Raw genomic sequence first — 23,330 nt, 5'->3', positions numbered from 1 at the left:
AGTGTCTTGTGGGGGCGAAGCCCCCACACCCCACCCGGCGGGCGCCGCCCCCGGACCCCCAGAGCCCGCCCGCGCGTTTAGTGGTTCGCAGTGGGGTTGGCCCGCGGCGGAACCGCGTCCGAGTTAGCCGCCGGAACACCGGATCGATCACCGGCGAACGCCCTTTCGCGGCCGTACAGCCGGACCGATTCCAGCTGCTCGAAACGACCCGCTCCGGAGAACGTGAGCAGCGACTTCGCGACCAGCGCGGACAGCAACGCGAGCACCCGGTCCGCCGGCAGGTCGCACGCGGCCAGGGCGACGTCCAGCCCGAAGTCGCCGGGCAGCGGCGCGAGGCACCGCAGCACGTGCTGCTCGTCGGCGCTGAGGCGGTCGTAGCTCCACGCGATCGCGGCGCGCAGGCTCTGGTGCCGTTCGGCGGCGGTGCGGTTGCCGCGGTTGAGCAGCTCCAGCCGGTCGTCCAGGCGCGCCAGCAGCTCGGGCACGGGCAGCACGGTCACCAGCCGGGCGGCGAGCTCGATGGCCAGCGGTAGCCGGTCCAGGCGCGCGCACAACGCGGCGAGCACCTCCGAGTTGTCGATCCGCAGGCCCAGCTGGTTCGCACGGGCCCGGTCGGCGAACAGCTCCACCGCGCGTCGCAGCGGCAACGGCCGCACCGCGAACAGCACCTCGCCCGGCACCCGGAGCGGTTCCCGGCTCGTGGCGATCACCCGCACTCCCGGGCAGCCGAGCAGCAACGGCTCCAGCAGCGCCGCACACTCCGCCGCGGCGTGCTCGCAGTTGTCCAGCACCAGCACCGTCGTCCGGCCGGCCAGCGCGGACACCAGGGCACTGAGCGCCGGTTCGCCGACGCCGAGGGCCGTCGCGCACGCCAGGACGACGTCCGACTCCTCGGCGAGCTCGACCCACACCACGTCCTGGCCACCGGTGAACTCCTTGGCCAACCTGGTCTTCCCGACGCCGGCCGGTCCGACGAGCGTCAGCACGCGGTTGTCGCGGAGCGTGGTGAGACAGGTCAGTTCGTCGTCACGGCCGACGAAACTGTCCAGTGCCGTAACGGGTTCGTTCACCCGTTGCCGATACGCCCGCTGACGACAGGCGTTCGAGCAGTACCGCGCGTGTTTGCGCCGGGAGGTGGCGGTCGCGGCGCCGCAGTTCGCACACGTCCCCACCGATTCGGCCATCGGAAGCATCGTAGTCACGCGGCCACCGGCCGGAAAAGCCTTTCCGGCCGCGTTGTAGACCAATGGCGCCACACCGCGTATACATCGGATCTGTCGCCGCCGCGACCGACGTCTTGGAGGACTGGACATGCGATTGTCTACCGTGCGCTGGCGCGCGGCGGGAGCACTCGTCATCGCCCTGACAGCGGGCGTCACAACCCCAGTAGCGGCAGCACAAACCGGCGTAGTGCCGAAGGCTGTCGTGCAGCTGTCGAACGGGGTGCCGACGCTGTCGGTGACCCGTGGCGGCACCACCGTGCTGGAGCCGAGCCCGTTGGGTGTGGTCACCGAAAGAGCGGATCTTTCCACCGGTCTGCGGCTGACCGCGCGGACCGAACGACGCGTGGTCGAGCACTACACCGCGTCGTCGGGCAAGCAGCGGCAACGGACCGTGACGCACAAGGAGGAGCGCTACTCGTTCACTGGTGCGGCCCGCCTTGATGTCGTCGTGCGGACCGCGCGCGACGGCGTCGCGTACCGGTACGAGCTGCCTGCGGGTTTGGGCAACGTGTTGCGCGAGACCTCGGCGTTCGTGGTTCCTTCCGCCGCGACCGCGTGGATCGCAAAGTACCGGCGTGACTACGAGAACCCGTTCGTGGAAACGAATGCCGCCTCCGCCGAGACCGCGGAGTACCTGAATCCAGCACTGTTCGAGACGAACGGTGTGTACTCGCTGATCACCGAGTCCGCTGTGGACGGTCGCCACTCGGGTGCGCGACTCGTGCACACCGCGGGTTCACCGTCGTATGCGATCAAGTACTGGGACGAGAAGTTGCTCGTGGACGGCCCGTGGCAGTCACCGTGGCGCACGGCCGTAGTCGGCTCCCTGGCAGACGTGTCGTCTTCGACGTTGGTGGACGACCTGGCGCCGCGGTCCAAGGTGCGTGACACGTCGTGGATCGAGCCGGGCAAGGTGTTCTGGAGCTGGCTCGCCGGTGGCCGTGAGGCGGGTCAGAGCCTCGCGATGCAGAAGCAGTACGTGGACTACGCGGCCGCGCACGGATGGCCTTACGCGCTGGTCGACGCCGGTTGGTACTTCGACCCGAACTGGGACTACGACCCGACGTGGGAGCAGACCTCGTGGATCCCGTCGCTGGTCTCCTACGCTCGCGCGCGTGGCGTGAAGATCCACCTCTGGATCCACTACGACGAGCTCGACACGCCCGCGGAGAGCGCTGCCAGGCTGGCGTTGTTCGAGAAGTGGGGCATCGCGGGCGTGAAGATCGACTTCATGGACTCCGACGGCCAGGAGCGCTACCGCTGGTACGACCGGATCCTCGCGGAGACCGCCCAGCACCATCTGCTGGTCAACTTCCACGGCTCGACGATCCCGCACGGCATTCACCGCACATGGCCGCACGTCATGACGATGGAAGCCGTGCACGGCGGTGAGAAGTCCTCAGGCCTCACCGGCGCACACCTGACCGCCTTGCCGTTCACCCGCGGTGTCGTCGGCGGCATGGACTACACGCCGTTGGCCTGGCACCGCCCGTCACGCACCACCTCCGACGCGCACGAGCTCGCGCTGACGGTGATCTACGAGTCGGGTCTCGCGAACCTCGCCGGGCGTCCCGAGGACTACGCGGCGCGGCCTGCCGCGGAACGCTTCATCGACCAGGTGCCGACTGCCTGGGACGAGACCCGGTTGCTGTCCGGCCGTCCCGCTGACCACTCGGTGTTCGCTCGGCGGTCCGGGGATCGGTGGTTCATCGGTGGCGGGTACTCGGGCGCCGCTCGGACCGTTTCGGTGCCTTTCACGCTGCCGTCCGGGCGGTGGCTCGTGGAGATCACGCGTGATGGTCCTGCTGGGCTCGTGCGCGAGTCACGGACCGTGCGTTCGGGGGACGTGCTGACTTTGGACGTGGCAGCCAACGGCGGTTTCGCCGCTATCGCTTGCCGTGCGGGCTCACGCACGTGTGAGCGTCCGGTGTCTGCTGTGCCTTCGACTTCGGTGTCGGCTTCTGCTCGTGGGTTCTCCGTGACCGGACTGTTCACCACGCGCACGGACGTGCGTGGCGTAACGCTGGCACCACGCGTGCCTGCTGGTTGGTCAGTGCAGGGTTCTCCTGTCTCCGCACGGGTTGTGCGTCCGGGTCAGGCGTTGTCCGGCACTTGGACCGTCGTGCCGCCCGCTCAGCCTTCGTCGTTCGGCTACTTCGACATCCCCGTCGTCGCGTCGTTCAACGGCGGTGTGGAGTCCGAGAAGACCGCACGTGTGCACCTCGTACGGCCGTTGTCGGATTCCTGGTCGTACCTGAGTGACCGGTCGTGGGTCTCCGCGGTCGGCGGCGACGGTCCGGTCGAGAAAGACCTCACAAACGGTGGCGCTGCCGCGGGTGACGGCCGTGGCATCGCCATCCGCCGTGCGACCTACGGCAAGGGCCTCGGCACACACGCGTCGTCCGAGATCACCTATGCGCTGAGCTCTCGTTGCACCGGTTTCGCCGCTTCGGTGGGCGTCGACGACGAGGCCGGTCTGGACGTCGCGAGGCAACGCGCCGGCGGCACGGTGTCGTTCCAGGTGCTCGGCGACGGCATGGTCCTGGCCGACACCGGACTGCTGGGCGTCCGCACTCCCGCCCGCGACCTGGCCGTGGACGTGACCGGCGTGAGCACTCTCACCCTGCGCGTTCTCGACGGCGGCGACGGCACCCAGAACGACCACGCTTCTTGGGCCGACGCAAGGATTCGCTGCACCTAGTGGTTTTCCCCGGAGGTTGGGGTGGGGTTTCCCCCACCCCAACCTTGCGGTTCACCCCAATGTCCTCTCCGCACCCAATCCGTAACTTGGACCCCATGAACTTGGTCGACTGGGTCACCGACCTGATGCAAACGGCCGGCGCACCCGGAGCGGCTCTGGCCATCGCGCTGGAAAACCTGTTCCCGCCCCTGCCCAGCGAAGTCTTCCTGCCCCTGGCCGGCTTCACCGCGGCCCAGGGCAAGATGTCGCTGCCGGCCGCCATCCTCTGGACCACCTTCGGCTCCGTGGCAGGCGCCCTGGTCCTGTACTGGCTGGGCGCCCTGCTGGGCCGCGACCGAGTCCGCCGCATCGCCTCCCGCATGCCCCTGGTCCGAGTGTCCGATGTGGACAAAACCGAGGCCTGGTTCCTGCGCAACGGCTACCGCGCCGTCTTCTTCGGCCGCATGATCCCGATCTTCCGCAGCCTGATCTCGATCCCGGCCGGCGTCGAACGCATGCGCATGGCCCCGTTCCTCGCCTACACGGCCGCCGGCAGCCTGCTGTGGAACACCGCACTGATCCTCGCGGGCTACTTACTCGGCGACAACTGGCACCTGGTCGAGCAATACGTGGGCCTGGTCTCCAAGGCCGTGCTCGCCCTGGCAGTGATCGTGGCCGCCGTCTTCGTGGTCACCCGCCTGTCGAAGGCGAAGCGTGACACCACAACCCGGCAATAGATCACGCGGATGCCGCGGGCGACGGCACGCCGAGCCGGTTCATCTCGGCCAGGCACACCCGGACCGCCGCAACGGCGTCGCGGATGATGCCAGGTACCACCCGCCCACCCTGAACAACCGTGAACCATCCATCGCCCGCCCACCACACCCACGAGCCGGGCACCCGCACTCGTCCGCAGTCAGGCGGGTACGACGTCCAAAACATCCACGTGAACGGGGAGATCCGCCATAACCGCGGCTCCCGCATCAGCGATGTCGACGAGATCGGCAAACGACCAGGCACACCCGAACCCGCCGCAACGGCGTCGCGGATGATGCCAGTTCCACCCACCCATCCCGAACATCGACGTGAACGGGCAGATCCGCCATAACCGCGGCTCCCGCACCGGCGATGTCGACGAGATCAGCGAACAGCCAGGCACACCCGAACCGCGGCAACGGCGTCGCCGGTGATGCCGGGTTCCACCCGCCGATCCCGAACAACCGTGAACCGTCCATCGCCGCCCAACCGCAGCCACAGGCCGGGCACCCCGCACTCGTCCGCGGTCAGGCGGCCAGGCGGCGGTCAGTTCTCGTGCTCATCCTGGCCGCGAAACCAGCCCTACCAAGCGTCCTTGAGCAACGGCGGCCCGTCGCCTTCGTCGTCCTCGTCCGGCGCGGCCTCCACCGGCGGCCGAGGACGCGCGGCCATCAGTGCGGCCATCAGTTCAGCCTCGATCGCGTCCACGTCGAGCGAGGCGACCCCGGCGAGGTGGCGTTCCAGGAACGCCTCCGCCTCCTCGGCCGTGAACTCCGCGTCCGCGGCCGACTCCGCGGCCGGCTCCATGTCCTCGAACTGGTCGATCCAGTCCTCGACGACCCAGCCGACGGTCAGCAGGTCCCGCGGATCGGCACGCCCGGCGACGACCTCCTTGGCGAAGTCGGCAACGGGTCCCTCACCGGCCGCCAGCAACCGGTACTCGGCCAGCTGAGCCTGGCGGCCGGAGGGAGTGTCGAACGGGTTCACGAGACCCCCGGATGGTCGTAGGGAGCGCAGGGCCATGTCGCGGCGACGACCTCGCCCTGGCCCCGAGCGGCTTCGACGATGCCGTTGAACTCGTGGGCGGTCGCGAAGATGACGTCGGTCAGGGCGGTGGCGCGGCCGGCGAACTCCTTGAGGGCCTTGAAGAGGTCCTTGAGGTCGCCGTTGCCGCGCAGCAGGTCGAACGCCTTGTTGAACATCTCGGTGACGGACTCGAGCTTCTTGATCCGGACGACTTCGGCGACGATGTCGATCACGGTGTTGAGCGCCATCTCCAGCGATTTGGCGCGGTGGTAGACGGCCTTGGCCAGCGCGGTGATCTTCTCGGCGGCCTCGCGGCAGTACCTGGCGTGTTCGCGGCAGGCGCGGGCGTAGTCGTCGAGCCAGTTCTCGGCGGCCGCGGCGGCGTTGCCGTCCCAGCTGGACTGGATGTTGAACCGGCCGTGGTCGATGTTGGCCGCGATCGACTCGTACGCCTTGCCGGTGTCGGCCAGGATACGAGCTTCCAGGTAGATCGCGTTCCAGTCGCCGGCGACGATCAGGGCCGCCCGCTCGAACGGGTTCCAGCCGGTGAACTTCTTGACGAACCCGCCGACTTTCGCGCCGGCCGACACGGCGTCGCCGAGGGCTCCGAGGATCTTCTCCAGGTCGACCGGCCAGGCGAGGTCGTCCTCCAGGTCGACGGAGACCGGCGGCCGGTAGTTCCCGACCTCGGCCACATCCCCGAAGCCTGCCTGGGTGACCTCGCAGGGCAGCTCGGACCGCACCCGGTCCACCGACCCGACCGCCCGGTACGTGCTGTCGAGACGAGCCTCGGCGGCGTTGTCGGTGGCGGCGTAGAACTCGGCGGACTTCCGGAGCTCGATGGAGGACGAGCCGGCGAGGGTGAGGCTTTGCCTGGTGTTCGAGTGGGCGTAGTAGCGCAGCCGCACCAGTTGATGGCTGATCAGCCCGAAGAAGCCGTCACCCTGGTCGTCGACCGCGTTGTGCTCGAGCGCCGCCAGGTGACTGGCGATGCCGGAGCTCTGCCGCAGCACGAGTTCGCCCAGCGCCGCGACGTCGGCGGGGACGACCTTGAAGGAACCCACCGGGGCATCCTGACACGCCGGATGGCGTCAGGTGGCGGAAACGCGTTGACCCAGGTAGCCCATCAGCTCGCGGACGGCGCTGCGACCGGCCCGGTTCGCGCCGATCGTGCTGGCGGACGGGCCGTAGCCGACCAGGTGGATGCGCGGATCGGCGACCACGCGGGTGCCGTCCACCTGGATGCCGCCGCCGGCCGCGCGCAGGTGCAGCGGCGCGAGGTGGTCCAGGTCGTGCCGGAAACCGGTGGCCCACAGGATGACGTCGGCGTCGAAGTGTTCGCCGGACGCCCACGCGACACCGGTGGGCGTGATGCGCTCGAACATCGGCTTGCGGTCCAGCACGCCGGACGCGATGGCGGCGCGCGTCTGGTCGTTCAACGGCAGCCCGGTCACGCTCACGACGCTGTGCGGGAGCAGGCCGGCGCGGACGCGTTCCTCCACCAGGCCGACGACCCGGCGGCCGTAGTCCTCGTTGAACGGACCTTCGCGCCACACCGGTTCGCGGCGCGTCACCCACCGCGTCTCCGCGGCGACCGGCGCGATCTCCATCAGCAGCTGCGTCGCGGAGGCACCGCCACCGACCACGACGACCCGCTTGCCGGCGAACGACTCGGGTCCCTGGTAGTCGGCCGTGTGCACCTGGCGGCCCCGGAACGTCTCCTGGCCCGGGTAGTACGGCCAGAACGGGCGCCGCCACGTCCCGGTCGCGTTGATCAGGCCGCGCGTGGTCCAGACGCCGTCGGACGTCTCGACCTTCAGCAGCGCGCCGTCGTCCACCACCTGCGTGACGTTCACCGGACGCACCACCGGCAGGTCGAACAGCTGCTCGTAGCGGGCGAAGTACGACGGGATCGCCTCGTTGGCGCGCTCGTCGGGCGCGGGCTGCTCGAACGGCATGCCGGGCAGTTCGTGGATGCCGTGCACGGTCCGCATCCGCAACGAGGGCCAGCGGTGCGACCAGGCGCCGCCGGGCGAGGAGTTCGCGTCCAGCACCACGTGGTCGACATCGCGCCGACGCAGGAAGTAGGAGGCAGACAACCCGGCCTGCCCCGCGCCGATCACCACGACATCCGTCACGCCTGGTCCAACGACGTGCGCGGGCCGGCCCTTCTCAGGTGTGACTGACAAAACATCGGACAAAATGATCGTGTTACCGCTAGCTTCCGGTGGGGTGCACCTACTTCTGACGCTGGCGATGATCACCGGAGCGCCCGCACCGGCCGAACCGGCACCCACCCCGTCCGAGTCCTACGCGGTCTACGACCGGATCACCCACCGCGTGATGGGGAAGGACGTGCACAAACCGATCAGATCCGCCTCTCTGGTGAAGATCCTGATCGCGATCGAACAACTGGAGACGCGCGGCAACGACCCGCGCATCGAGCCGATGCTGCGCTCGAGCGACGACACCGCGGCGAGCGAGCTGTGGGTGGAGAACGGCTGGGAACAGCTCGTCGTCCGCACCGCCGACCGCATCGGCCTCGAGGACACGCGCCCGCCGGAGAACCGCGGTATGTGGGGCTACACGGCCGTGAGCGCGTACGACGTCGTGAAGACCTACCGCTATGTGCTGGAGAAGGCGAAGCCGTCGGTCCGGCGCACGATCATGGGTCATCTGCAGAGGGCGACGAAGTGCGCCTCGGACGGCTTCGACCAGTCGTTCGGACTGCCGTCGGCGACCTGGAAGCCGGCGTTCAAGCAGGGCTGGTCGGGCTTCGGCGCCCCGGAGAAGCCGTGCGTCGACAGGCCGCGCCCGCGCATCCAGTGGGACCTGGACCTGAAGTCGCCTGCCATGCACACGTCCGGGACGTGCCTGTTCAGCATCGTCGCGGTGCTGACGCTGCACCCCCAGGGCACCACGTACGAGCAGGCCGCGAAACGAGTTACCCGCGTCACGGAAGAAGTCACCAAGTATCGGTGTTGATCGATGTATGAGCCGCCTCAGTGAGATTCCCCTGTCCGTTCTCGACCTCGCTCCCATCACCTCGGGATCGGATGCGACGACCGCACTGCGGAACTCACAGGAGCTCGCTCAGCAGGCCGAACGGCTCGGCTACCACCGCTACTGGTTCGCCGAGCACCACAACATGCCGGGCATCGCGTCCTCCGCGCCCGCCGTGCTGATCGGGCACATCGCGTCCGCCACGTCGACCATCCGCGTCGGCTCCGGCGGCGTGATGCTGCCCAACCACGCGCCGCTGGTGGTCGCCGAGCAGTTCGGCATGCTCGAAGCGCTGCACCCCGGCCGGATCGACCTCGGCATCGGCCGCGCGCCCGGCACGGACCAGAAGACCGCACGGGCGTTGCGCCGCACCGAAGCCGGTCTCTCGGCGGAGAACTTCCCGCAGGAGCTGACCGAGCTGATCAAGTACTTCGAGGGCACCGCGGAGCTCAACGCCGTGCCCGCCGCCGGCAACAAGCCGCCGATCTGGCTGCTCGGCTCGTCCGGCTACAGCGCGCAGGCCGCCGGCATGCTCGGCCTGCCGTTCGCGTTCGCCCACCACTTCAGCGCGCAGAACACGTTGCCCGCGCTGGCGCTGTACCGGCAGAACTTCCGGCCGTCCGAGGTCCTGTCCGAGCCGTACGCGATGGTGTGCGCTTCGGTGATCGTGGCCGACACCGACGAGCACGCCCGCTACATCGCCGGACCGGGAGCGCTCTCGTTCGTACGGCTGCGCCAGGGCCGTCCGGCGCCGCTGGCCACGCCGCAGGAGGCCGCGGACTACCCGTACACGGAGATCGACGAGTTGGTGATCGAGGACCGCATGTCCAGCCAGATCATCGGATCCCCCTCAACGGTCCGCGCCGGACTCGACGAGTTGATGGAGTCGACGGCCGCCGACGAGCTCATGGTGACGACCATCGTGCACGGGCACGAAGACCGCCTCCGTTCCTTCCAACTGCTCAGCGAAGTTGCCGAACGGACGCCGTCGATGGGCCGTTCAGCCGCACATATGTGAGTCGGCCAGGCGTGACCTTCACGTTTCGTACGACTGCCACTGGTCTGAACGGGTGATAAACAGCTCCGCTTGTAGCGCCAGACACACCGTGGGCGATGATCGGAGTGAGCGCGCACGCCCCCCGACGCGCTCCCTAGCGTGACCCGGCGGTTCGCCGCCAGGACGGCGTGGGGCCGGCGCACTGTGTGGCGCCGCCCACGCCGCCCATCACGAGACGGCCACGGCCTGGCACCAGGTCCGCGTCAAGGCCTCTTTTCGGTCCCCACCACCCCTGCGGCACCGTCACAGTTGACGGGAGTCGTCAACACCCACCGCCGGGGTGGGAAAGGGGAGTTCGTGAAGTTCGCCAAATCGGCCGCAGGCCTGTGCCTGCTGTTGGCCGTGGCGGGATGTGCGGGCCCCAGTGTCGCCGTCACCCCGAACGAGAACCTGACAGTCGAACAGCGAGCCGAGACGCCCAGCGCGTCCGGCGCCGCCGCCTTCGGCACCCAGCGCGTGTGGGCCTCGGGCCTCTCCGTCGTGGTGTCCGCTCCCCGCTCGCTGGCGCCGTCCGAGACGGCGATCCCGCGCGCCAAGCGCACCGCGGTCTTCACCATCACCGTCTACAACGGCTCCAAGTCGTCCTACCACCCGTCCCAGCTGTCCGTGCGCGCGACAGCCGACGGCAACCAGGCGTCCGAGCTGGTCGACTCCGTGCAGGGCCTCAACGGCCTCGCCGCCGCCGTCGCCGAGCTGCCGCCGGGCCGCGACACCCAGTTCCAGCTGGCGTTCGCGGTGCCCGAGTCGGCCGTGCAGATGCGGCTGTCCATCCAGCCCGGCGGACAGGGCCAGGACGCGGCGACCGTCTTCGAGGGCCAGGCCTAGCTTCGGGCATAGGCTCTGGAGCATGACCAGTCGTCTCGAGCCTGGAGACACCGCGCCCGCGTTCACGCTGCCCGACAGCGAGGGCAAGCCGGTGTCCCTGTCCGACTACCTCGGCAAGTCCGTGGTCGTGTACTTCTACCCGGCCGCCAGCACGCCGGGCTGCACCAAGCAGGCCTGCGACTTCCGCGACAGCCTCGCCCAACTCAACGACCTGGGCTACGCCGTCGTCGGCATCTCACCCGACAAGCAGGAGAAGCTCGCCAAGTTCCGCGACGCGGAGGGCCTGACCTTCCCGCTGCTCGGCGACCCGGACAAGTCCGTCCTGGTCGAGTGGGGCGCGTTCGGCGAGAAGCAGAACTACGGCAAGACCGTCCAGGGCGTGATCCGCTCGACGTTCCTCGTCGGCCCCGACGGCAAGATCGTCAAGGCCATGTACAACGTCCGCGCCACCGGCCACGTCGCGAAACTGCTGCGCGAACTGCCCGCCTGAATTCCGGCACCGAATGTGACGCCGCCGCCGCAGGTCTTGCGGCGGCGGCCCGTTCTTCGGGTATGGTCGGTACGAGGGTGTGCAACAAATGCCGCCCCTTGTTCCGGTGAGGGTGATACACCGTGTGTCGCTTGACGGCACCTCGCGGCCCCGACATCCCGTCTGATTTCGTCTTGTGCGTCCACTTTCCCACGCGCGGCGGTTGACCTGGGCTTTTAAGCCCGACCATCCGTTCGTAAGCAAACACGCATGCCTCGCGCTGCGTGCATTTCGTGCTGGGAAAATTCAATGCTCAAGTGGATGTTGCTCGCCGTCGCCGTGGGCGCGGAAGTTTTCGCGACCCTTTGTCTGAAGTACTCCGACGGCTTCACGAAACCCTGGCCGACCGTCGGCCTCGGGGCCGGTTTCCTCACCGCTCTCTACCTGGAGTCGGTGGTGATCCGGATGGGCCTGCCGGTCGCCATCACGTACGCGATCTGGGCAGGCGCGGGCATCGCGCTGGTGGCGGTCACCAGCCGCGTGCTGTTCGAGGACCCGCTGAACCTCGCGATGCTGGGCGGCATGGCCCTGATCGCGGCGGGCGTGTGCGTGGTGTCGGTCGCGTCCCACGCCCACGCCAGCGTCTAACCTCGTTTGGGTGGGCTTAGAAATCGTCGCGGTCTCCAAGCTGGGCCAGTCGGTGGCGATGCGCGCCGCGACCGAATGGCTCGCCTCCCACACGGAGCAGGACACCCGGACCTCGTCGCTGACCGACCTCGCCGCGACGCAACTCGACAAGCCCACCCAACGAGCCAAGCTCGAGACGCTGGTCCAGCACATCGGTCACCAGGTGACCGAGCAGCTGGAACCGGTCCTCGAACGCTTCGCCGACGAGGACGTCACCGCTTCGCTGGCCGCGGTGGAGGCAGCGCTGTCGTCCATCGACCTGTCCGACGAAGCCCTGCTCGCCGACGACATCGACCCCGAGGTCCTGGCGCAACGCATCCGTCGTTCGATGCCGCGCCAGGACCTGGGCCGGTGCTACGAGATAGCGCTGGACCAGTCGTGCCGCTACATCGTGCAGATCATCAGACACCTGCCGTCGTTCCAGCCGCGCGCACTGGCCGAGGTGCTGTCTCTGGCCACCGCCCAGACGGCGTTGCTGGAAGACGTGCTGGCCCGCCTGCCTCGGACCTCGTTGTACGCACCCGCCGGCACGGACAACGACGACGAGTTCCGCGACGAGTACCTGCGCTACATCGCCGCGAACCTCGACCGCCTGGAACTTCTCGGTCTGTCCATGAAGGACAAGCCCAGGCTCGCGTTGAGCGTCGCGTACCTGAGTCTCACCGTGTCAGGCAGGGAACGGCAGCGGCGCGAGTGGTTCGGCGAGGCTGACCGGGCACGTTCCGGCGTGCGCGTCGAGTCCGCGCTGAGCGGCCGCACCTTCGTGCGCGGCGAAGCCGGCTCGGGGAAGACGACTCTGCTCGACTGGCTCGCGGTCACCGCTGCCCGTGGCGGGTTCGTCGACGACCTGCGCGGGTGGAACGGTCTCATCCCGCTCCCCGTCAGGCTGCGCGCCTACGCCGACTCCCCGCTGCCACGACCGGACGAGTTCGTGACGGGGCCACTCGCCGGCCTGATGCCACCGGGCTGGGTCCACCGTGTCCTGCGCGAGGGTCGTGGCCTGGTGCTCGTCGACGGCGTTGATGAGGTACCGCCCCAGAAGCGCCTCAAGGTCCGCGAGTGGCTGCGCGAACTGGTGCACGCCTTCCCGGACTCCCAGTTCGTCGTCACCGCTCGCCCCGCCGCAGCCGACGAGAAGTGGCTGGAAGAGCAGGCGTTCTCCTCTGTGGTGCTCGAGCAGATGAGTTCCGCCGACGTGAAAGCGTTCATCCGGCGCTGGCACGAAGCCGCCAAAGCGCCCGACGAAGCACAACGACGGCTCGTCACCCAGCTCGACAGCAGGGAACACCTCCGCGCGCTGGCCTCGTCACCCCTGCTGTGCGCGATGTTGTGTGCGTTGAACCTCGAGCGAGTGTCCGAGTTGCCGCACAACCGCATGGAGCTGTACGCGGCCGCGCTCACGATGCTCCTGGACCTGAGGGACGCGGAGCGCGGCATCGCCCGGATTCTCACCACCTCGGACAAGACGGTTCTGCTCCGGGACCTGGCTTGGCGGCTGACGCTCGGCGGCCGCAGCCAGCTGCCGACGGCGAAGGTCCGCGAGCACGTGGCCCGAAAGGTCCGCGCGATGCCCAACGTCGACGAGCAGCCGGACACCATCGTCACGCACCTGCTGGAGCGCAGTGGTGTCATCCGCGAACCGGTGCTGGGGCGGGTCGACTTCGTGCACAGGACCTTCCAGGAGTACCTCGCGGGCGAGGAGGCGATGGAGGACGACCAGGTGGACACGCTGGTCTGCCACGCACACCTCGACTCCTGGGCGGAGACGATCGTGCTCGCGTGTGGTCACGGCCGGCGGGCCGACGTGAACGACCTGCTGACCAAGGTGCTCGACCGGGCTGATCACGAACCGCGGCACAGCCGCCGGCTGCGGCTGCTGGCCGCCGCCTGCCTGGAAACCGTGAAGGACGTCGACGCGGAGGTGCACGAGCGAGTCGACTCGATGATCAAGAACTCCCTGGTACCGCCGCGCAGCACCAAGGAGACGTCCTCGCTGGCGAGCATCGGCCATCGCGTGCTGCGGTACCTTCCCGCCGATCTGGCGGAACTGTCGGAGGCCGCGGCGCGCGCGACGATCCGCAGCACAGCCCTGGTCGGCTCACCTGAAGCGTTAGCCCGGTTGGCCGGTTACGCGCGTGATGGCCGAACCGGCGTGCAGAAGGAGTTGCTCGACGCGTGGGTGCGTTTCGATCCACGACGCTATGCGGAGGAGGTGCTGGCGGATGCCCCGCTCGACCGAGGCTATGCCCTTGTGCAGTCAGCCCGCCTGATCCCGCACCTGCACTGCCTGCGGCGGCTGATCGGTACCGACGTCGAGATACCGCCCCATGAGGCCCAGCGGGACCTCGGCTTCGTCGAGCTCGTCATCGGTCTCCGACGACTTGACGCGAGAATGTCGGGCGAGGTCGATGTCAGCCTGCTCGGTTCAACCACACCAAGCTTCGTCTACCTGACCTGGGCCCAGCGGTTCACGAACCTGGACCGGCTGCCTTCGATCCGTTCCTGGCTCGGGCTGCTCCAACGCGAACCGTGGAGCAGCCTGGAGTTCCTGCGCGGAAGGGCACTGCAGCGCCTTCACCTCAGCAGGGTCGCACCTGACTGCGACCTGAGCCCACTCGTTGAGGTAGCTGGTCTGCGTTCGCTCACCTGCACCGACTGGCAGAACCTCGCGGCTCTTCCTGCTCTGCCACAGCTCGACCACGTGTTCCTGGGACGCACCGAACACGTCCCGATCGACGTCCGACCACTCAGAGATCGACAACTGCGTCTCAAACTGCACCGGCGGAACACCCACATCGGGGTCGATGAACTCGGCCCCGATGTGACGGTCGACTGGATCGGTTAGCCGAGTTTGCGCAGGTACGGGACCAGCAGCTTCAGCGCGCGGCCGCGGTGCGACTCCGCGTCCTTCTCCTCGGCGGTCATCTCCGCCGAGGTGATCTCGTAGCCCTCGGGCACGAAGATCGGGTCGTAGCCGAAACCGCCGGTCCCGCGCCGCGCACGCAACAACGTGCCGCGCCACTCACCGCGCACGACCACTTCCTCGCCGCCGGGCACCACGAGGGCGACGACCGACACGAACGCCGCACCACGGCGCTCGTCCGGCACGTCGCCGAGCTGGCCGAGCAGGAGGTCGAGGTTGGCGTCGTCGTCGCCGTGCTTGCCGGACCACCGTGCCGACAGCACGCCGGGCATGCCGTTCAGCTCGTCGACCGCGAGCCCGGAGTCGTCCGCGATGGACACGAGCCCGGTCGCCAGCGCGGCGTCACGGGCCTTGGCCACCGCGTTGCCCTCGAAGTCGGGGGCGGTCTCGGGCGCCTCGGGGAACTCCGGCACGTCGGACAGCGAGAGCACCTCGATACCCGTGAGTCCCTCGGCGGCGACGATGCGCTGCAGCTCGCGCAGCTTCTTGGCGTTGCGCGAAGCAAGAAGCAGCTTCATCGCTTGCTCGCCTTGGGTTCCGGCAGCACGCCGGGGTACGGCTCGGCCAGCGCCGCGGCCTGCAGGCGGTTGAGCTCGGCGCACCCGAGCAGCGCCACGTCGAGCATGCGGTCCAAAGTGGACCGGGCGAAGGTCGCGCCCTCGCCGGTGCCCTGGACCTCGATCAACGTGCCGGCGTCGGTGGCGACGACGTTCATGTCGACCTCGGCCCGCGAGTCCTCCTCGTACGGCAGGTCGAGCCGCACGCGTCCGTCCACGACACCGACCGACACGGCGGACACCGCGCAGGACAGCGGCGACGGGTCGGCGAGACGACCGGCGGCGCCGAGGTACGTCACCGCGTCGGCCAGCGCCACGTACGCACCGGTGATCGCCGCGGTGCGCGTGCCGCCGTCGGCCTGGATGACGTCGCAGTCGATGACGATGGTGTTCTCGCCCAACGCCGCCAAGTCGATGCAGGCACGCAACGAACGCCCGATCAGGCGCGAGATCTCGTGCGTGCGGCCACCGATGCGGCCCTTCACGGACTCGCGGTCGCTGCGGGAGTGCGTGGCGGAGGGCAGCATCGCGTACTCGGCGGTCACCCAGCCGAGGCCGGAGCCCTGACGCCAGCGGGGCACGCCTTCGGTGACACTCGCGGCGCACAGCACGCGGGTGTTCCCGAACTCGATCAGGACCGAGCCCGCGGGCCAGGTCTGATATCCACGCGTGATCCGGATGTCACGCAACACGTCGTCGTTTCGGCCATCGCTTCGCACCACGCGGCCTACCCTAATGAACCCTGCGGAGCGCCATGGCGTAGGGAGAGACATGCTGACGATCGACGGTATTCCGCTTCACCCGTTGCTGGTGCACGCGGTGGTCGTGCTGCTGCCCCTCGCGGCGCTCAGCTCGATCGCGATCGCGCTGGTCCCGGCCTGGCGGCGCCGATACGCGTGGCCTGTTCTCGGCGTCACGCTGGCCGGTGTCGCGGCGGTTCCGGTGGCCAAGCAGGCCGGTGAGGACTTCCAGGCGGCGCTCGCGAAGAACGGTGTGCAGAACCCCGCCATCCAGACGCACGCGGACCTCGGCACCATGCTGCTGCCCATCGCCCTCGGATTCGGGGTCGCGGTGATCGCGCTGCTGGTCGCGGGCAGGCTCGCGGACCGGGAGCGCCAGGCGGAGGCACCCACCACGAAGACGTGGCGGGTGGTCTCAGTCGTGGTGTCCGTGCTGGTCGTGCTGCTCGCGGTCGGGACGACGGTGCAGACCGTGCGCGCCGGTCACAGCGGGTCGGAGGCGGTCTGGAGCGGCGCCGGGAGCTGAAGGGGCGCCGTCGCCGACTGCTTCAGCGTCCGCGTGACCGTGCAGAACTGTTCCACGGCACGACGGACGACGGTTTCGAGCGCCTCCGGGTCGTCCACGGCGGACAGGTCGTACGAGAGCGTCACCGGGATGGAGATCACCTCGTTGCCGCTCTCGGACTGGACCGCGTCCGCGACGGCGGTGAGCTGATCGCCACCGGTGCGGCGCAGGATCAGGGTTTCCGACGTCACGAGAGCACAGCCCGCGGCGGCCGCGACCAGCAGTTCGACCGGGCTGAACGAGCCCTCCTGGCCCTTGCGGCCGATCCGCACCGACGCGCCACGCCCGTTGGAAGCGACGAACTCGTGCTCGCCCACGCGCTCCAGATTGATCATGCCCGCTCCCCCACCTCGTACCGGCCGCCCTCTACGACCAGCTCACACGGCCCGCCGAACGCCGACTTGGCTTCCCTCAGCACGTCCTCGCGCGACGTCCACGGCGGCACGTGCGTGATCAACAGGCGACCAGCTCCCGCTCGGGCGGCCAGTTCGCCTGCCTCGAGCCCGGACATGTGCAGGCCGGTCTGACGCTCCGGGGAGTGCGTCCAGCTCGCCTCGCTCAGCAGCACGTCGACACCGGCCGCCAGCGAGTCCAACGCGTCGCACGGCCCGCTGTCCCCGGTGTAGGCCAGCGACACGCCACCGCAGGAAATCCGGAACCCGTAAGCCTCGCAAGGATGCGCCACCACGGCGGAGTCCACAGTGAACGGTCCGATCTGGACGGTGGACCCCAAGCCGTGAAAGGCGAAGACGTCACTGAAGTCCAACGACGACCGCTCGGCCTCGTTGGGCGCGTAGGCGGCGACGAACCGCGACGGGGCCTCGGCGGGCGCGTAGACCGGCAGCACCGACGAAGGCGGCGTCGGGTGGTACTTCCGCGCCACGTACAACGACGACACGTCGATGCAGTGGTCCGGATGCAGGTGCGACAACACCAACGCGTCCATCGAGAACAGCGGGCGTTCCTCCTGGAACCGCGACAGCACCCCGTTCCCGAACTCCAGCGCCAACGTGAACCCGTCGGCCTCCAAGAGGTACCCCGACGCGGCCGCGCCGGGTCCGGGAATGCTGCCGGAGCAGCCGAGCACGGTCAGCAGCACATCAGCCCCATTGTTCAAAGGTAGGCAGGAATCTGGCCGCCAGCTTCGCGAACCGCTCGGGCGGACCAGTGCACGTCACCCGATGGACGGCCGGTTCGGCGGCGAACTCGTCGCGCTCGGTCAGCAACCGCACCACGTCCTTCACCGTCTCCTCGGCGCTCGACACCAGCGTCACGGCCTCGCCCATGACGATCTGGATCACGCCGGTCAGCAACGGGTAGTGCGTGCAGCCCAGGACCACGGTGTCGACCTCGGCGCGCTGCAACGGCTCCAGGTAGGCCTGGGCCAGTCCGAGCACCTGCCGCCCGGAGGTGATGCCGCGCTCGACGAAGTCGACGAACCGGGGACACGCCGCGGCGGTCACCGTGACGTCGCGCGCCGCCTGGAAAGCGTCCTGATAGGCGTGCGAGTTGATCGTGCCGACCGTGGCGATCACGCCGACGCGTCCGTTGTGGGTGGTCCGCACCGCACGGCGCACCGCCGGGAGGATCACCTCCACCACCGGCACGTCGTAACGCTCACGGGCGTCGCGGAAGCACGCCGCGGACGCGGTGTTGCACGCGATGACGAGCATCTTCGCGCCCTCGTCGACCAGCCGGTCGCAGATCTCCAGCGCGTGCTTGCGCGCCTGCGCGATGGGGAGAGGCCCGTAGGGACCGTTGGCCGTGTCGCCGATGTAGTGGATCGACTCGCCGGGCAGCTGGTCCATGATCGCTCGGGCGACCGTCAGGCCGCCGACGCCCGAGTCCATGATCCCGATCGTCACGCCGTGAATGTAGCCGGTGCGGTGCTGCGGCGGTTGTCGCGAGAAACACCCCACGCGGCCAGAATTCCCCCGATTGCGCCGAACAGGTGGCCCTCCCACGACACGCCGGGCTGGCCGGGCAGCACGCCCCACAACGCCGCGCCGTAGAGCGCGAACACGCCGACCGCGATCACCAGCTGGAGCCACGACCGGGCGAAGATCCCGCGCACCAGCAGGAACGCGAGGAACCCGAACACCAGCCCGGACGCGCCGATGTGGCTGCCGGGGCTGCCGAACACCCACACGCCCAGCGCGCTCGTCAACCAGATGACGGCGGTGACCTGGAAGAACTGTTTCAGACCGCCCGAGGTGGCGAGGAACCCCAGCAACAGCAACGGAACCGCGTTGCCGGTGAGGTGACTCCAGTCGCCGTGGATCAACGGCATCCACAGCAGGTTGTCCCACTCGCTGAAGTCGCGCGGCCGGACGCCGTCGCCCTCCAGCGAGCCACCGGTCGCGACGTCGAAGGCCTCCACGACGTAGAGGAAGCCCACGAACCCGGCCACGACAAGCAGCGAAATCACTGGGTGCGGCGGAATTACCCGTTTCGCGATGGCGGTGCGGTCCACGTTCCCAGAGTACGTGGCCATAAGCTGATCTGGTGTCGATCGAAGTAGCGGTGCGCATATCGGCCCAGCTCGGCGAGGGGCCGACGTGGGACCACAGCAGCTCCACGTTGCTGTGGGTGGACATCCTCGCCTCCGAGGTGCACCGGTACGCCCCCGCGCGGGACGACGACGCCGTGCTCGTGCTCCCCCAGCACGTGGGCGCCGCCAAGCCGCGCGCGATGGGCGGCATCGTCTGCAACCTGCGCGACGGCATCGCGCTGGTCGACCGCGACGGCACCAAGAGCTGGCTCGTCTACTGGGCGCGCGACGGTGTGCGGGGCAACGACGCGGGCATCGACCCGTCCGGCCGGCTGTGGGCCGGCACGATGCGCTACGACCAGGCCGCTGACGAGGGCTGGCTCGCCAGGATCACCGGCGAGGGTGCCGCGAAGGTCATGGTGGACAAGGTGAACACCAGCAACGGCGTCGGCTGGAGCCCGGACTCCAAGCTCATGTACTTCATCGACACCCCGACCCGCCGGATCGACGTGTTCGACTTCGACAACGCCGCCGGCACCCTCTCGAACCGCCGCCCGCTCACCCACGTCGGCAACACCGACGGCTGGCCGGACGGGCTCACCGTGGACGCGGACGGGTGTGTGTGGGTCGCGTTGTGGGGCGGCCACGCCGTGCGCCGATACACGCCTGAGGGCGAGCTCGACCGTGAGATCGAACTGCCGGTCGACCAGCCGACCGCGTGTTGCTTCGGCGGCCAGGACTTCACCGACCTCTATGTCACGTCCGCGCGCGTCGGGCTGTCGGACCAGGCGCTGATGGACAGGCAGCTGAACGGGTCGGTGCTCGTGCTGCCGGGGGCCGGCGCAGGGGTGCCCGGAACAGCCTTCGCAGGCTGACGCAGGGGCCCCGCCACGGCCTGCGCACGCTCACGCAGGGGTCCCCCGAGTTGGGAACCCCTGCGTTTCAACGTACTCGGCCACCCCGACAAGATCGTCCAGACGAGATCGTCGAGCTGTCATGCCCGAGGTGTCACGCCCAGAGGTGGCCGTCGAGCCTGGCGGCCGCCTCGTCCAGCGTTCCCGCGTAGGCGCCGGTGGACAGGTACTTCCACCCCGCGTCCGCCACGATGAACACGATGTCGGCCGCCTTCCCCGCCGCTTCCGCCTTCTGCGCCGCGGCCAGCGCGGCGTGCAGGATCGCGCCGGTCGAGATGCCCGCGAAGATCCCCTCGGTCTCCAGCAGCTGCCGGGTGCGACGCAACGCGTCGTAGGAGCCGACCGAGTACCGCCCGGTCAGCACCGACTCGTCGTACAGCTCCGGCACGAAGCCCTCATCCAGGTTCCTGAGCCCGTAGACCAGCTCGCCGTACCGCGGTTCGGCGGCGATGATCTGCACGTCCGGCTTGGCCTCGCGCAGGAACCGGCCGACACCGACCAGCGTGCCGGTGGTGCCCAGCCCGGCGACGAAGTGCGTGATCGTCGGCAGGTCGGCCAGGATCTCCGGACCGGTGCCGCGGAAGTGCGCCTCCGCGTTCGCCGGGTTCCCGTACTGGTAGAGCATGATCCAGTCCGGGTTCTGCTTGGCGAGCTCCTTGGCCGTGGCGACGGCCTGGTTCGACCCGCCCGCGGCCGGCGAGAACACGATCCGGGCGCCGTAGGCCTGCAGCAGCTGCTTGCGCTCGGTCGAGGTGTTCTCCGGCATCACGCACACCAGGCCGTAGCCCTTGAGCTTCGCGGCCATGGCGAGCGAGATGCCGGTGTTGCCGGACGTCGGCTCCAGGATCGTCGCGCCGGGACGCAGGATGCCGTCCCGCTCCGCCGCCTCGATCATGGCCAGCGCTGGCCGGTCCTTGATCGAGCCGGTCGGGTTGCGGTCCTCGAGCTTCGCCCAGATCCGCACGTTCTCGGACGGCGCCAGGCGGGGCAGGCCCACCATCGGGGTCCCGCCGAGCGCGTCCAGGAGCGAGTCGTAACGGGCCATCGGAAGATCAGCCGCCCGCGACAGCCGGGAGGATGGTGACGTTGTCGCCGTCCTTCACCGGAGCGGTGAGGCCGCCGGCGAAGCGCACGTCCTCGTCGTTGACGTAGACGTTGACGAAGCGGTGCAGCGCACCTTCCTTGACCAGGCGGGCCTTGAGGCCGCCGTGGTTGTTCTCCAGGTCGTCGATGATCTCGGCGAGCGTGGCGCCGGTGGCGGACACCGACTTCTCGCCCCCGGTGTGGGTGCGCAGGATGGTCGGGATCGACACGGTGACGGCCATGATGGTTCTACCTCCGCGGAAACTAACTCAGGATTCGATGATCTTGACCGGTTCCTCGGTCACGACACCGTCGACGATGCGGTACGACCGCAGCTCGTGCTCGATCGGGTCACGCGTGGAGACCAGCACGTAGTGTGCCTGGGGCTCGTTCGCGAACTTGATGTCCGTGCGGGACGGGTAGGCCTCCGTCGCGGTGTGCGAGTGGTAGATGACCACCGCTTCCTCGTCGTTGGCCTGCATCTCGCGGTACACCTTGAGCTGCTCGGCGGCGTCGAACCGGTAGAACGTGGGCGACCGCTCCGCGTTCTCCATCTCGATGATGCGCTCAGGCCGATCAGAGCCCTCAGGCCCCGCGATCTGCCCGCACGCCTCGTCGGGATGGTCGCGGCGGGCGTGGGCCACCATCGCGTCCACCAGGTCACGGCGAATCACCAGCACGCGCTCAATCCTACGGGCTGGAGAAAGTTGTCTCGGTATGCGAGATACCCGCCGTGGGCAGGTCGTTCGAGCGCGCCGCCGAGGCCGCACCGAGGCCCCGCCCACCCAGGGGGCAGACCGCCACACCCCTCAACCCTAGCTGCGAAAACGCGCTGTCAAGCCCCCGTCCGGCGATCTGTGGACAAGCCGGGTGCGGCCGCCGAGTTGTCCACAGATCTGTCGCCGCCCCCTTGACAGCGCCTCGTCGCGAATAGGCTGAACGGTGCTGGTGGTCTGCCCCCTGGGTGGGCGGGGCCGTACGCGCGGCCGTACGTGCGGCGCCCGAAGCCATTGCAGAGATCGACTCCTGGCTCGACCACTTCCGGCGGTTCTGGGAACCGCACCTCGACGCGCTCGAGACCGAACTCGCCCGTGGCAGGCGTGAGCGCAGGCTCCAGGAGGAGGCAGAAGATGACTGACCGCGGCTACGAGGACGAAAAACTCGTCATCCGGCGGCACTACAAGGCCGATCGTGAGGACGTCTGGGACGCCATCACCACGCCGGAACGCCTGGTCCGCTGGTTCCTGCCGATCTCGGGCGACCTGCGGATCGGCGGCCGCTACCAGCTCGAGGGCAACGCGGGCGGCGAGATCGTCCGCTGCGACCGGCCCAGCGAGATCGGCCTGACCTGGGAGATCGGCGAGATGAACACCGACGTGCTGGTGCGCCTGGAAGCGGACGGCGACTCGACCATCCTCACGCTCACGCACTCCCCCATGCCCGGCGAGTTCGTCCCCGGCACCGGCGTCGGGTGGGAGCTCGGTCTGGTCGCACTGGAGAAGTACCTGGCCGGCGACCTGCCGGACGGACGCGCGGTCGATTGGATCGCGGCATCCGCGCCGGAGGACCTGGCCGCGGCACACGCACTGGCGGAGCAGCTCGCCGGAGAATGGGTGAAGGTGCTCTGATGCGGTTCACCAAGGAGATCGTGCTCGACCAGCCGATCGAGCGCGTGCGGGTGCTCACCTCCGACCCCGCGCACCTGCACGAGTGGCAGCCGGATCTGGTCGGCATCACCCAGCACAGCGAGACGCCAGGAGCGGCGGGAGCGACGGCGACGCTGACGTACCGCAAGTTCAAGCTGGAGGAGACGGTGCTGTCCGCGACCGCCGACGAGCGGGTCTCCCGCTATGAGACGACCGGGATGGTGCATACGATCACCAACCGGTACTCCGCGATCGACGACCAGCACACGCTGCTCGTGTGCGACAACGAGTTCCAGCTGTCCGGACTGCTGAAGCTAGGCCGGCGGGTGCTGGAGAAGTCGCTGCGCGAACAGGTCGAACGCAACGTCGAGAACTTCAAGGCGTTCATCGACGCCTGCTGAGCACCACCACGAGGTAGAGGGCGAGCAACGCCACCCCGCGCCGCCGTTGCGCCTGGTCGAGCCCACGCCACGCGGCCAGCTCCGCCCACGCCGCGAACGGTGTGACGGCGACGCCCAGCTTCATCAGCACCCGCCCCAGGCCCGGCGGCACCAGGAACGACGCGACGAACAGCCCGGCGGGCGCGACCACCGCCAGCTCCCTGCCGGGCACCTCGCGCCCGGTCACTCCGGGCGGCACGAGCTCGGAAACGACACCTGCGGCCTGATCGATGACATCCGACATA

General features: G+C 69.0%; 27 protein-coding genes. 13 read left to right on the top strand and 14 right to left on the bottom strand.

What is annotated here, in order from left to right:
- Positions 1–77: 77 nt before the first annotated feature.
- Positions 78–1,184, bottom strand: a complete 1,107-nt coding sequence (locus ACWGE0_RS11325; RefSeq protein WP_452260771.1) for an ATP-binding protein — start codon at positions 1,182–1,184, stop codon at positions 78–80.
- 127 nt (positions 1,185–1,311) lie between these two features.
- On the opposite strand from ACWGE0_RS11325, the gene ACWGE0_RS11320 reads away from it, so the two are divergent.
- Positions 1,312–3,924 (top strand): glycoside hydrolase family 97 catalytic domain-containing protein, encoded by a 2,613-nt coding sequence (locus tag ACWGE0_RS11320; RefSeq protein WP_452260770.1) that lies wholly within the window; start codon positions 1,312–1,314, stop codon positions 3,922–3,924.
- Positions 3,925–4,019: 95 nt separating this feature from the next.
- Positions 4,020–4,640, top strand: coding sequence for a DedA family protein (locus ACWGE0_RS11315; protein ID WP_452260769.1), 621 nt, complete (start codon positions 4,020–4,022; stop codon positions 4,638–4,640).
- Between the two features lie 601 nt (positions 4,641–5,241).
- On the opposite strand, the gene ACWGE0_RS11310 is transcribed toward ACWGE0_RS11315, so the two are convergent.
- From ACWGE0_RS11310 to ACWGE0_RS11300, 3 genes are read right to left on the bottom strand one after another with little or no spacing between them, the layout of a single operon-like run.
- On the bottom strand, positions 5,242–5,646 hold the full coding sequence (locus ACWGE0_RS11310; protein ID WP_452260768.1) for a hypothetical protein: 405 nt from the start codon (positions 5,644–5,646) through the stop codon (positions 5,242–5,244).
- Positions 5,643–6,749: a hypothetical protein gene (locus ACWGE0_RS11305; RefSeq protein WP_452260767.1), complete on the bottom strand. Its 1,107-nt coding sequence runs from the start codon at positions 6,747–6,749 to the stop codon at positions 5,643–5,645. Before ACWGE0_RS11305 ends, ACWGE0_RS11310 begins: the two co-directional genes overlap by 4 nt.
- 27 nt (positions 6,750–6,776) lie before the next feature.
- Positions 6,777–7,823 (bottom strand): NAD(P)-binding domain-containing protein, encoded by a 1,047-nt coding sequence (locus ACWGE0_RS11300; protein WP_452260766.1) that lies wholly within the window; start codon positions 7,821–7,823, stop codon positions 6,777–6,779.
- Between the two features lie 94 nt (positions 7,824–7,917).
- On the opposite strand from ACWGE0_RS11300, the gene ACWGE0_RS11295 reads away from it, so the two are divergent.
- From ACWGE0_RS11295 to ACWGE0_RS11270, 6 genes are all read left to right on the top strand, one after another.
- Positions 7,918–8,670 (top strand): hypothetical protein, encoded by a 753-nt coding sequence (locus ACWGE0_RS11295; protein WP_452260765.1) that lies wholly within the window; start codon positions 7,918–7,920, stop codon positions 8,668–8,670.
- A 7-nt stretch (positions 8,671–8,677) separates the two neighbouring features.
- Positions 8,678–9,706, top strand: coding sequence for an LLM class flavin-dependent oxidoreductase (locus ACWGE0_RS11290; protein ID WP_452260764.1), 1,029 nt, complete (start codon positions 8,678–8,680; stop codon positions 9,704–9,706).
- A 336-nt stretch (positions 9,707–10,042) separates the two neighbouring features.
- Positions 10,043–10,570, top strand: a complete 528-nt coding sequence (locus ACWGE0_RS11285) for a hypothetical protein (RefSeq protein ID WP_452260763.1) — start codon at positions 10,043–10,045, stop codon at positions 10,568–10,570.
- A 22-nt stretch (positions 10,571–10,592) separates the two neighbouring features.
- Positions 10,593–11,060, top strand: a complete 468-nt coding sequence (gene bcp, locus ACWGE0_RS11280) for a thioredoxin-dependent thiol peroxidase (RefSeq protein WP_452260762.1) — start codon at positions 10,593–10,595, stop codon at positions 11,058–11,060.
- Between the two features lie 288 nt (positions 11,061–11,348).
- A complete protein-coding gene (locus ACWGE0_RS11275; RefSeq protein WP_452260761.1) occupies positions 11,349–11,687 on the top strand; it encodes a DMT family transporter in 339 nt (112 codons plus the stop codon).
- A gap of 10 nt (positions 11,688–11,697) precedes the next feature.
- Positions 11,698–14,571 carry an NACHT domain-containing protein gene (locus tag ACWGE0_RS11270; protein WP_452260760.1) on the top strand — a complete coding sequence of 958 codons (2,874 nt, stop codon included), beginning with the start codon at positions 11,698–11,700 and terminating at the stop codon, positions 14,569–14,571.
- On the opposite strand, the gene rdgB is transcribed toward ACWGE0_RS11270, so the two are convergent.
- Both rdgB and rph read right to left on the bottom strand, forming a co-directional pair.
- Positions 14,568–15,167, bottom strand: coding sequence for an RdgB/HAM1 family non-canonical purine NTP pyrophosphatase (gene rdgB, locus ACWGE0_RS11265; RefSeq protein WP_319967800.1), 600 nt, complete (start codon positions 15,165–15,167; stop codon positions 14,568–14,570). The two genes, ACWGE0_RS11270 and rdgB, sit on opposite strands and share 4 nt — an antisense overlap.
- Positions 15,164–15,928 (bottom strand): ribonuclease PH, encoded by a 765-nt coding sequence (gene rph, locus ACWGE0_RS11260; protein WP_166047800.1) that lies wholly within the window; start codon positions 15,926–15,928, stop codon positions 15,164–15,166. The genes rdgB and rph overlap by 4 nt, the downstream gene beginning before the upstream one ends.
- A gap of 49 nt (positions 15,929–15,977) precedes the next feature.
- On the opposite strand from rph, the gene ACWGE0_RS11255 reads away from it, so the two are divergent.
- Positions 15,978–16,472, top strand: a complete 495-nt coding sequence (locus ACWGE0_RS11255) for a DUF2231 domain-containing protein (protein WP_452260759.1) — start codon at positions 15,978–15,980, stop codon at positions 16,470–16,472.
- On the opposite strand, the gene ACWGE0_RS11250 is transcribed toward ACWGE0_RS11255, so the two are convergent.
- The 4 genes from ACWGE0_RS11250 to ACWGE0_RS11235 are packed head-to-tail and all read right to left on the bottom strand — an operon-like array spanning position 16,430 to position 18,984.
- Positions 16,430–16,846: an OsmC family protein gene (locus ACWGE0_RS11250; RefSeq protein ID WP_452260758.1), complete on the bottom strand. Its 417-nt coding sequence runs from the start codon at positions 16,844–16,846 to the stop codon at positions 16,430–16,432. The two genes, ACWGE0_RS11255 and ACWGE0_RS11250, sit on opposite strands and share 43 nt — an antisense overlap.
- Positions 16,843–17,610 carry an MBL fold metallo-hydrolase gene (locus tag ACWGE0_RS11245; protein ID WP_452260757.1) on the bottom strand — a complete coding sequence of 256 codons (768 nt, stop codon included), beginning with the start codon at positions 17,608–17,610 and terminating at the stop codon, positions 16,843–16,845. The genes ACWGE0_RS11250 and ACWGE0_RS11245 overlap by 4 nt, the downstream gene beginning before the upstream one ends.
- A 1-nt stretch (position 17,611) precedes the next feature.
- Positions 17,612–18,361 carry a glutamate racemase gene (murI, locus tag ACWGE0_RS11240; RefSeq protein ID WP_452260846.1) on the bottom strand — a complete coding sequence of 250 codons (750 nt, stop codon included), beginning with the start codon at positions 18,359–18,361 and terminating at the stop codon, positions 17,612–17,614.
- An 11-nt stretch (positions 18,362–18,372) separates the two neighbouring features.
- Complete coding sequence (locus tag ACWGE0_RS11235) at positions 18,373–18,984, bottom strand: rhomboid family intramembrane serine protease (RefSeq protein WP_452260756.1); 612 nt, start codon at positions 18,982–18,984, stop codon at positions 18,373–18,375.
- A 32-nt stretch (positions 18,985–19,016) separates the two neighbouring features.
- On the opposite strand from ACWGE0_RS11235, the gene ACWGE0_RS11230 reads away from it, so the two are divergent.
- The gene (locus ACWGE0_RS11230) at positions 19,017–19,877 is read left to right on the top strand and encodes an SMP-30/gluconolactonase/LRE family protein (RefSeq protein WP_452260755.1); all 861 of its coding nucleotides are present in this window, start codon (positions 19,017–19,019) and stop codon (positions 19,875–19,877) included.
- Between the two features lie 133 nt (positions 19,878–20,010).
- Here the strand turns inward: ACWGE0_RS11230 and ACWGE0_RS11225 are convergent, their stop codons facing one another.
- Genes ACWGE0_RS11225 through ACWGE0_RS11215 form a run of 3 tightly spaced genes read right to left on the bottom strand, consistent with a single transcriptional unit; the run spans position 20,011 to position 21,679 of the window.
- Positions 20,011–20,961, bottom strand: coding sequence for a PLP-dependent cysteine synthase family protein (locus ACWGE0_RS11225; RefSeq protein ID WP_452260754.1), 951 nt, complete (start codon positions 20,959–20,961; stop codon positions 20,011–20,013).
- Positions 20,962–20,968: 7 nt separating this feature from the next.
- Positions 20,969–21,241 (bottom strand): MoaD/ThiS family protein, encoded by a 273-nt coding sequence (locus ACWGE0_RS11220; protein ID WP_319967807.1) that lies wholly within the window; start codon positions 21,239–21,241, stop codon positions 20,969–20,971.
- Between the two features lie 27 nt (positions 21,242–21,268).
- Positions 21,269–21,679: a Mov34/MPN/PAD-1 family protein gene (locus ACWGE0_RS11215; RefSeq protein WP_086661214.1), complete on the bottom strand. Its 411-nt coding sequence runs from the start codon at positions 21,677–21,679 to the stop codon at positions 21,269–21,271.
- Positions 21,680–21,963: 284 nt separating this feature from the next.
- On the opposite strand from ACWGE0_RS11215, the gene ACWGE0_RS11210 reads away from it, so the two are divergent.
- Genes ACWGE0_RS11210 through ACWGE0_RS11200 form a run of 3 tightly spaced genes read left to right on the top strand, consistent with a single transcriptional unit; the run spans position 21,964 to position 23,046 of the window.
- Complete coding sequence (locus ACWGE0_RS11210; protein WP_452260753.1) at positions 21,964–22,137, top strand: hypothetical protein; 174 nt, start codon at positions 21,964–21,966, stop codon at positions 22,135–22,137.
- Positions 22,130–22,627 carry an SRPBCC family protein gene (locus ACWGE0_RS11205; RefSeq protein WP_452260752.1) on the top strand — a complete coding sequence of 166 codons (498 nt, stop codon included), beginning with the start codon at positions 22,130–22,132 and terminating at the stop codon, positions 22,625–22,627. Before ACWGE0_RS11210 ends, ACWGE0_RS11205 begins: the two co-directional genes overlap by 8 nt.
- A complete protein-coding gene (locus ACWGE0_RS11200; protein ID WP_452260751.1) occupies positions 22,627–23,046 on the top strand; it encodes an SRPBCC family protein in 420 nt (139 codons plus the stop codon). The genes ACWGE0_RS11205 and ACWGE0_RS11200 overlap by 1 nt, the downstream gene beginning before the upstream one ends.
- Here ACWGE0_RS11200 and ACWGE0_RS11195 read toward each other — a convergent pair.
- Entirely contained in the window at positions 23,030–23,329 is a 300-nt protein-coding gene (locus tag ACWGE0_RS11195) for a hypothetical protein (RefSeq protein WP_319967811.1), read from the bottom strand. The two genes, ACWGE0_RS11200 and ACWGE0_RS11195, sit on opposite strands and share 17 nt — an antisense overlap.
- Position 23,330 lies beyond the last annotated feature (1 nt).

Source organism: Lentzea sp. NPDC054927, assembly GCF_053610285.1.
Note: the sequence above shows the minus strand (reverse complement) of the source record. Positions and strands in the feature narration are given on the sequence as shown.

Excerpts from the sequence above, each read along its gene's own strand:
- ACWGE0_RS11255 (WP_452260759.1), top strand. The coding sequence starts at position 15,978 with ATGCTGACGATCGACGGTATTCCGCTTCACCCGTTGCTGGTGCACGCG.
- ACWGE0_RS11320 (WP_452260770.1), top strand. The coding sequence starts at position 1,312 with ATGCGATTGTCTACCGTGCGCTGGCGCGCGGCGGGAGCACTCGTCATC.
- ACWGE0_RS11275 (WP_452260761.1), top strand. The coding sequence starts at position 11,349 with ATGCTCAAGTGGATGTTGCTCGCCGTCGCCGTGGGCGCGGAAGTTTTC.
- ACWGE0_RS11220 (WP_319967807.1), bottom strand. The coding sequence starts at position 21,241 with ATGGCCGTCACCGTGTCGATCCCGACCATCCTGCGCACCCACACCGGG.
- ACWGE0_RS11315 (WP_452260769.1), top strand. The coding sequence starts at position 4,020 with ATGAACTTGGTCGACTGGGTCACCGACCTGATGCAAACGGCCGGCGCA.
- ACWGE0_RS11250 (WP_452260758.1), bottom strand. The coding sequence starts at position 16,846 with ATGATCAATCTGGAGCGCGTGGGCGAGCACGAGTTCGTCGCTTCCAAC.
- ACWGE0_RS11205 (WP_452260752.1), top strand. The coding sequence starts at position 22,130 with ATGACTGACCGCGGCTACGAGGACGAAAAACTCGTCATCCGGCGGCAC.
- murI (WP_452260846.1), bottom strand. The coding sequence starts at position 18,361 with ATGGACTCGGGCGTCGGCGGCCTGACGGTCGCCCGAGCGATCATGGAC.
- ACWGE0_RS11325 (WP_452260771.1), bottom strand. The coding sequence starts at position 1,184 with ATGGCCGAATCGGTGGGGACGTGTGCGAACTGCGGCGCCGCGACCGCC.
- bcp (WP_452260762.1), top strand. The coding sequence starts at position 10,593 with ATGACCAGTCGTCTCGAGCCTGGAGACACCGCGCCCGCGTTCACGCTG.
- ACWGE0_RS11225 (WP_452260754.1), bottom strand. The coding sequence starts at position 20,961 with ATGGCCCGTTACGACTCGCTCCTGGACGCGCTCGGCGGGACCCCGATG.
- ACWGE0_RS11195 (WP_319967811.1), bottom strand. The coding sequence starts at position 23,329 with ATGTCGGATGTCATCGATCAGGCCGCAGGTGTCGTTTCCGAGCTCGTG.
- rdgB (WP_319967800.1), bottom strand. The coding sequence starts at position 15,167 with ATGAAGCTGCTTCTTGCTTCGCGCAACGCCAAGAAGCTGCGCGAGCTG.
- ACWGE0_RS11200 (WP_452260751.1), top strand. The coding sequence starts at position 22,627 with ATGCGGTTCACCAAGGAGATCGTGCTCGACCAGCCGATCGAGCGCGTG.
- ACWGE0_RS11290 (WP_452260764.1), top strand. The coding sequence starts at position 8,678 with ATGAGCCGCCTCAGTGAGATTCCCCTGTCCGTTCTCGACCTCGCTCCC.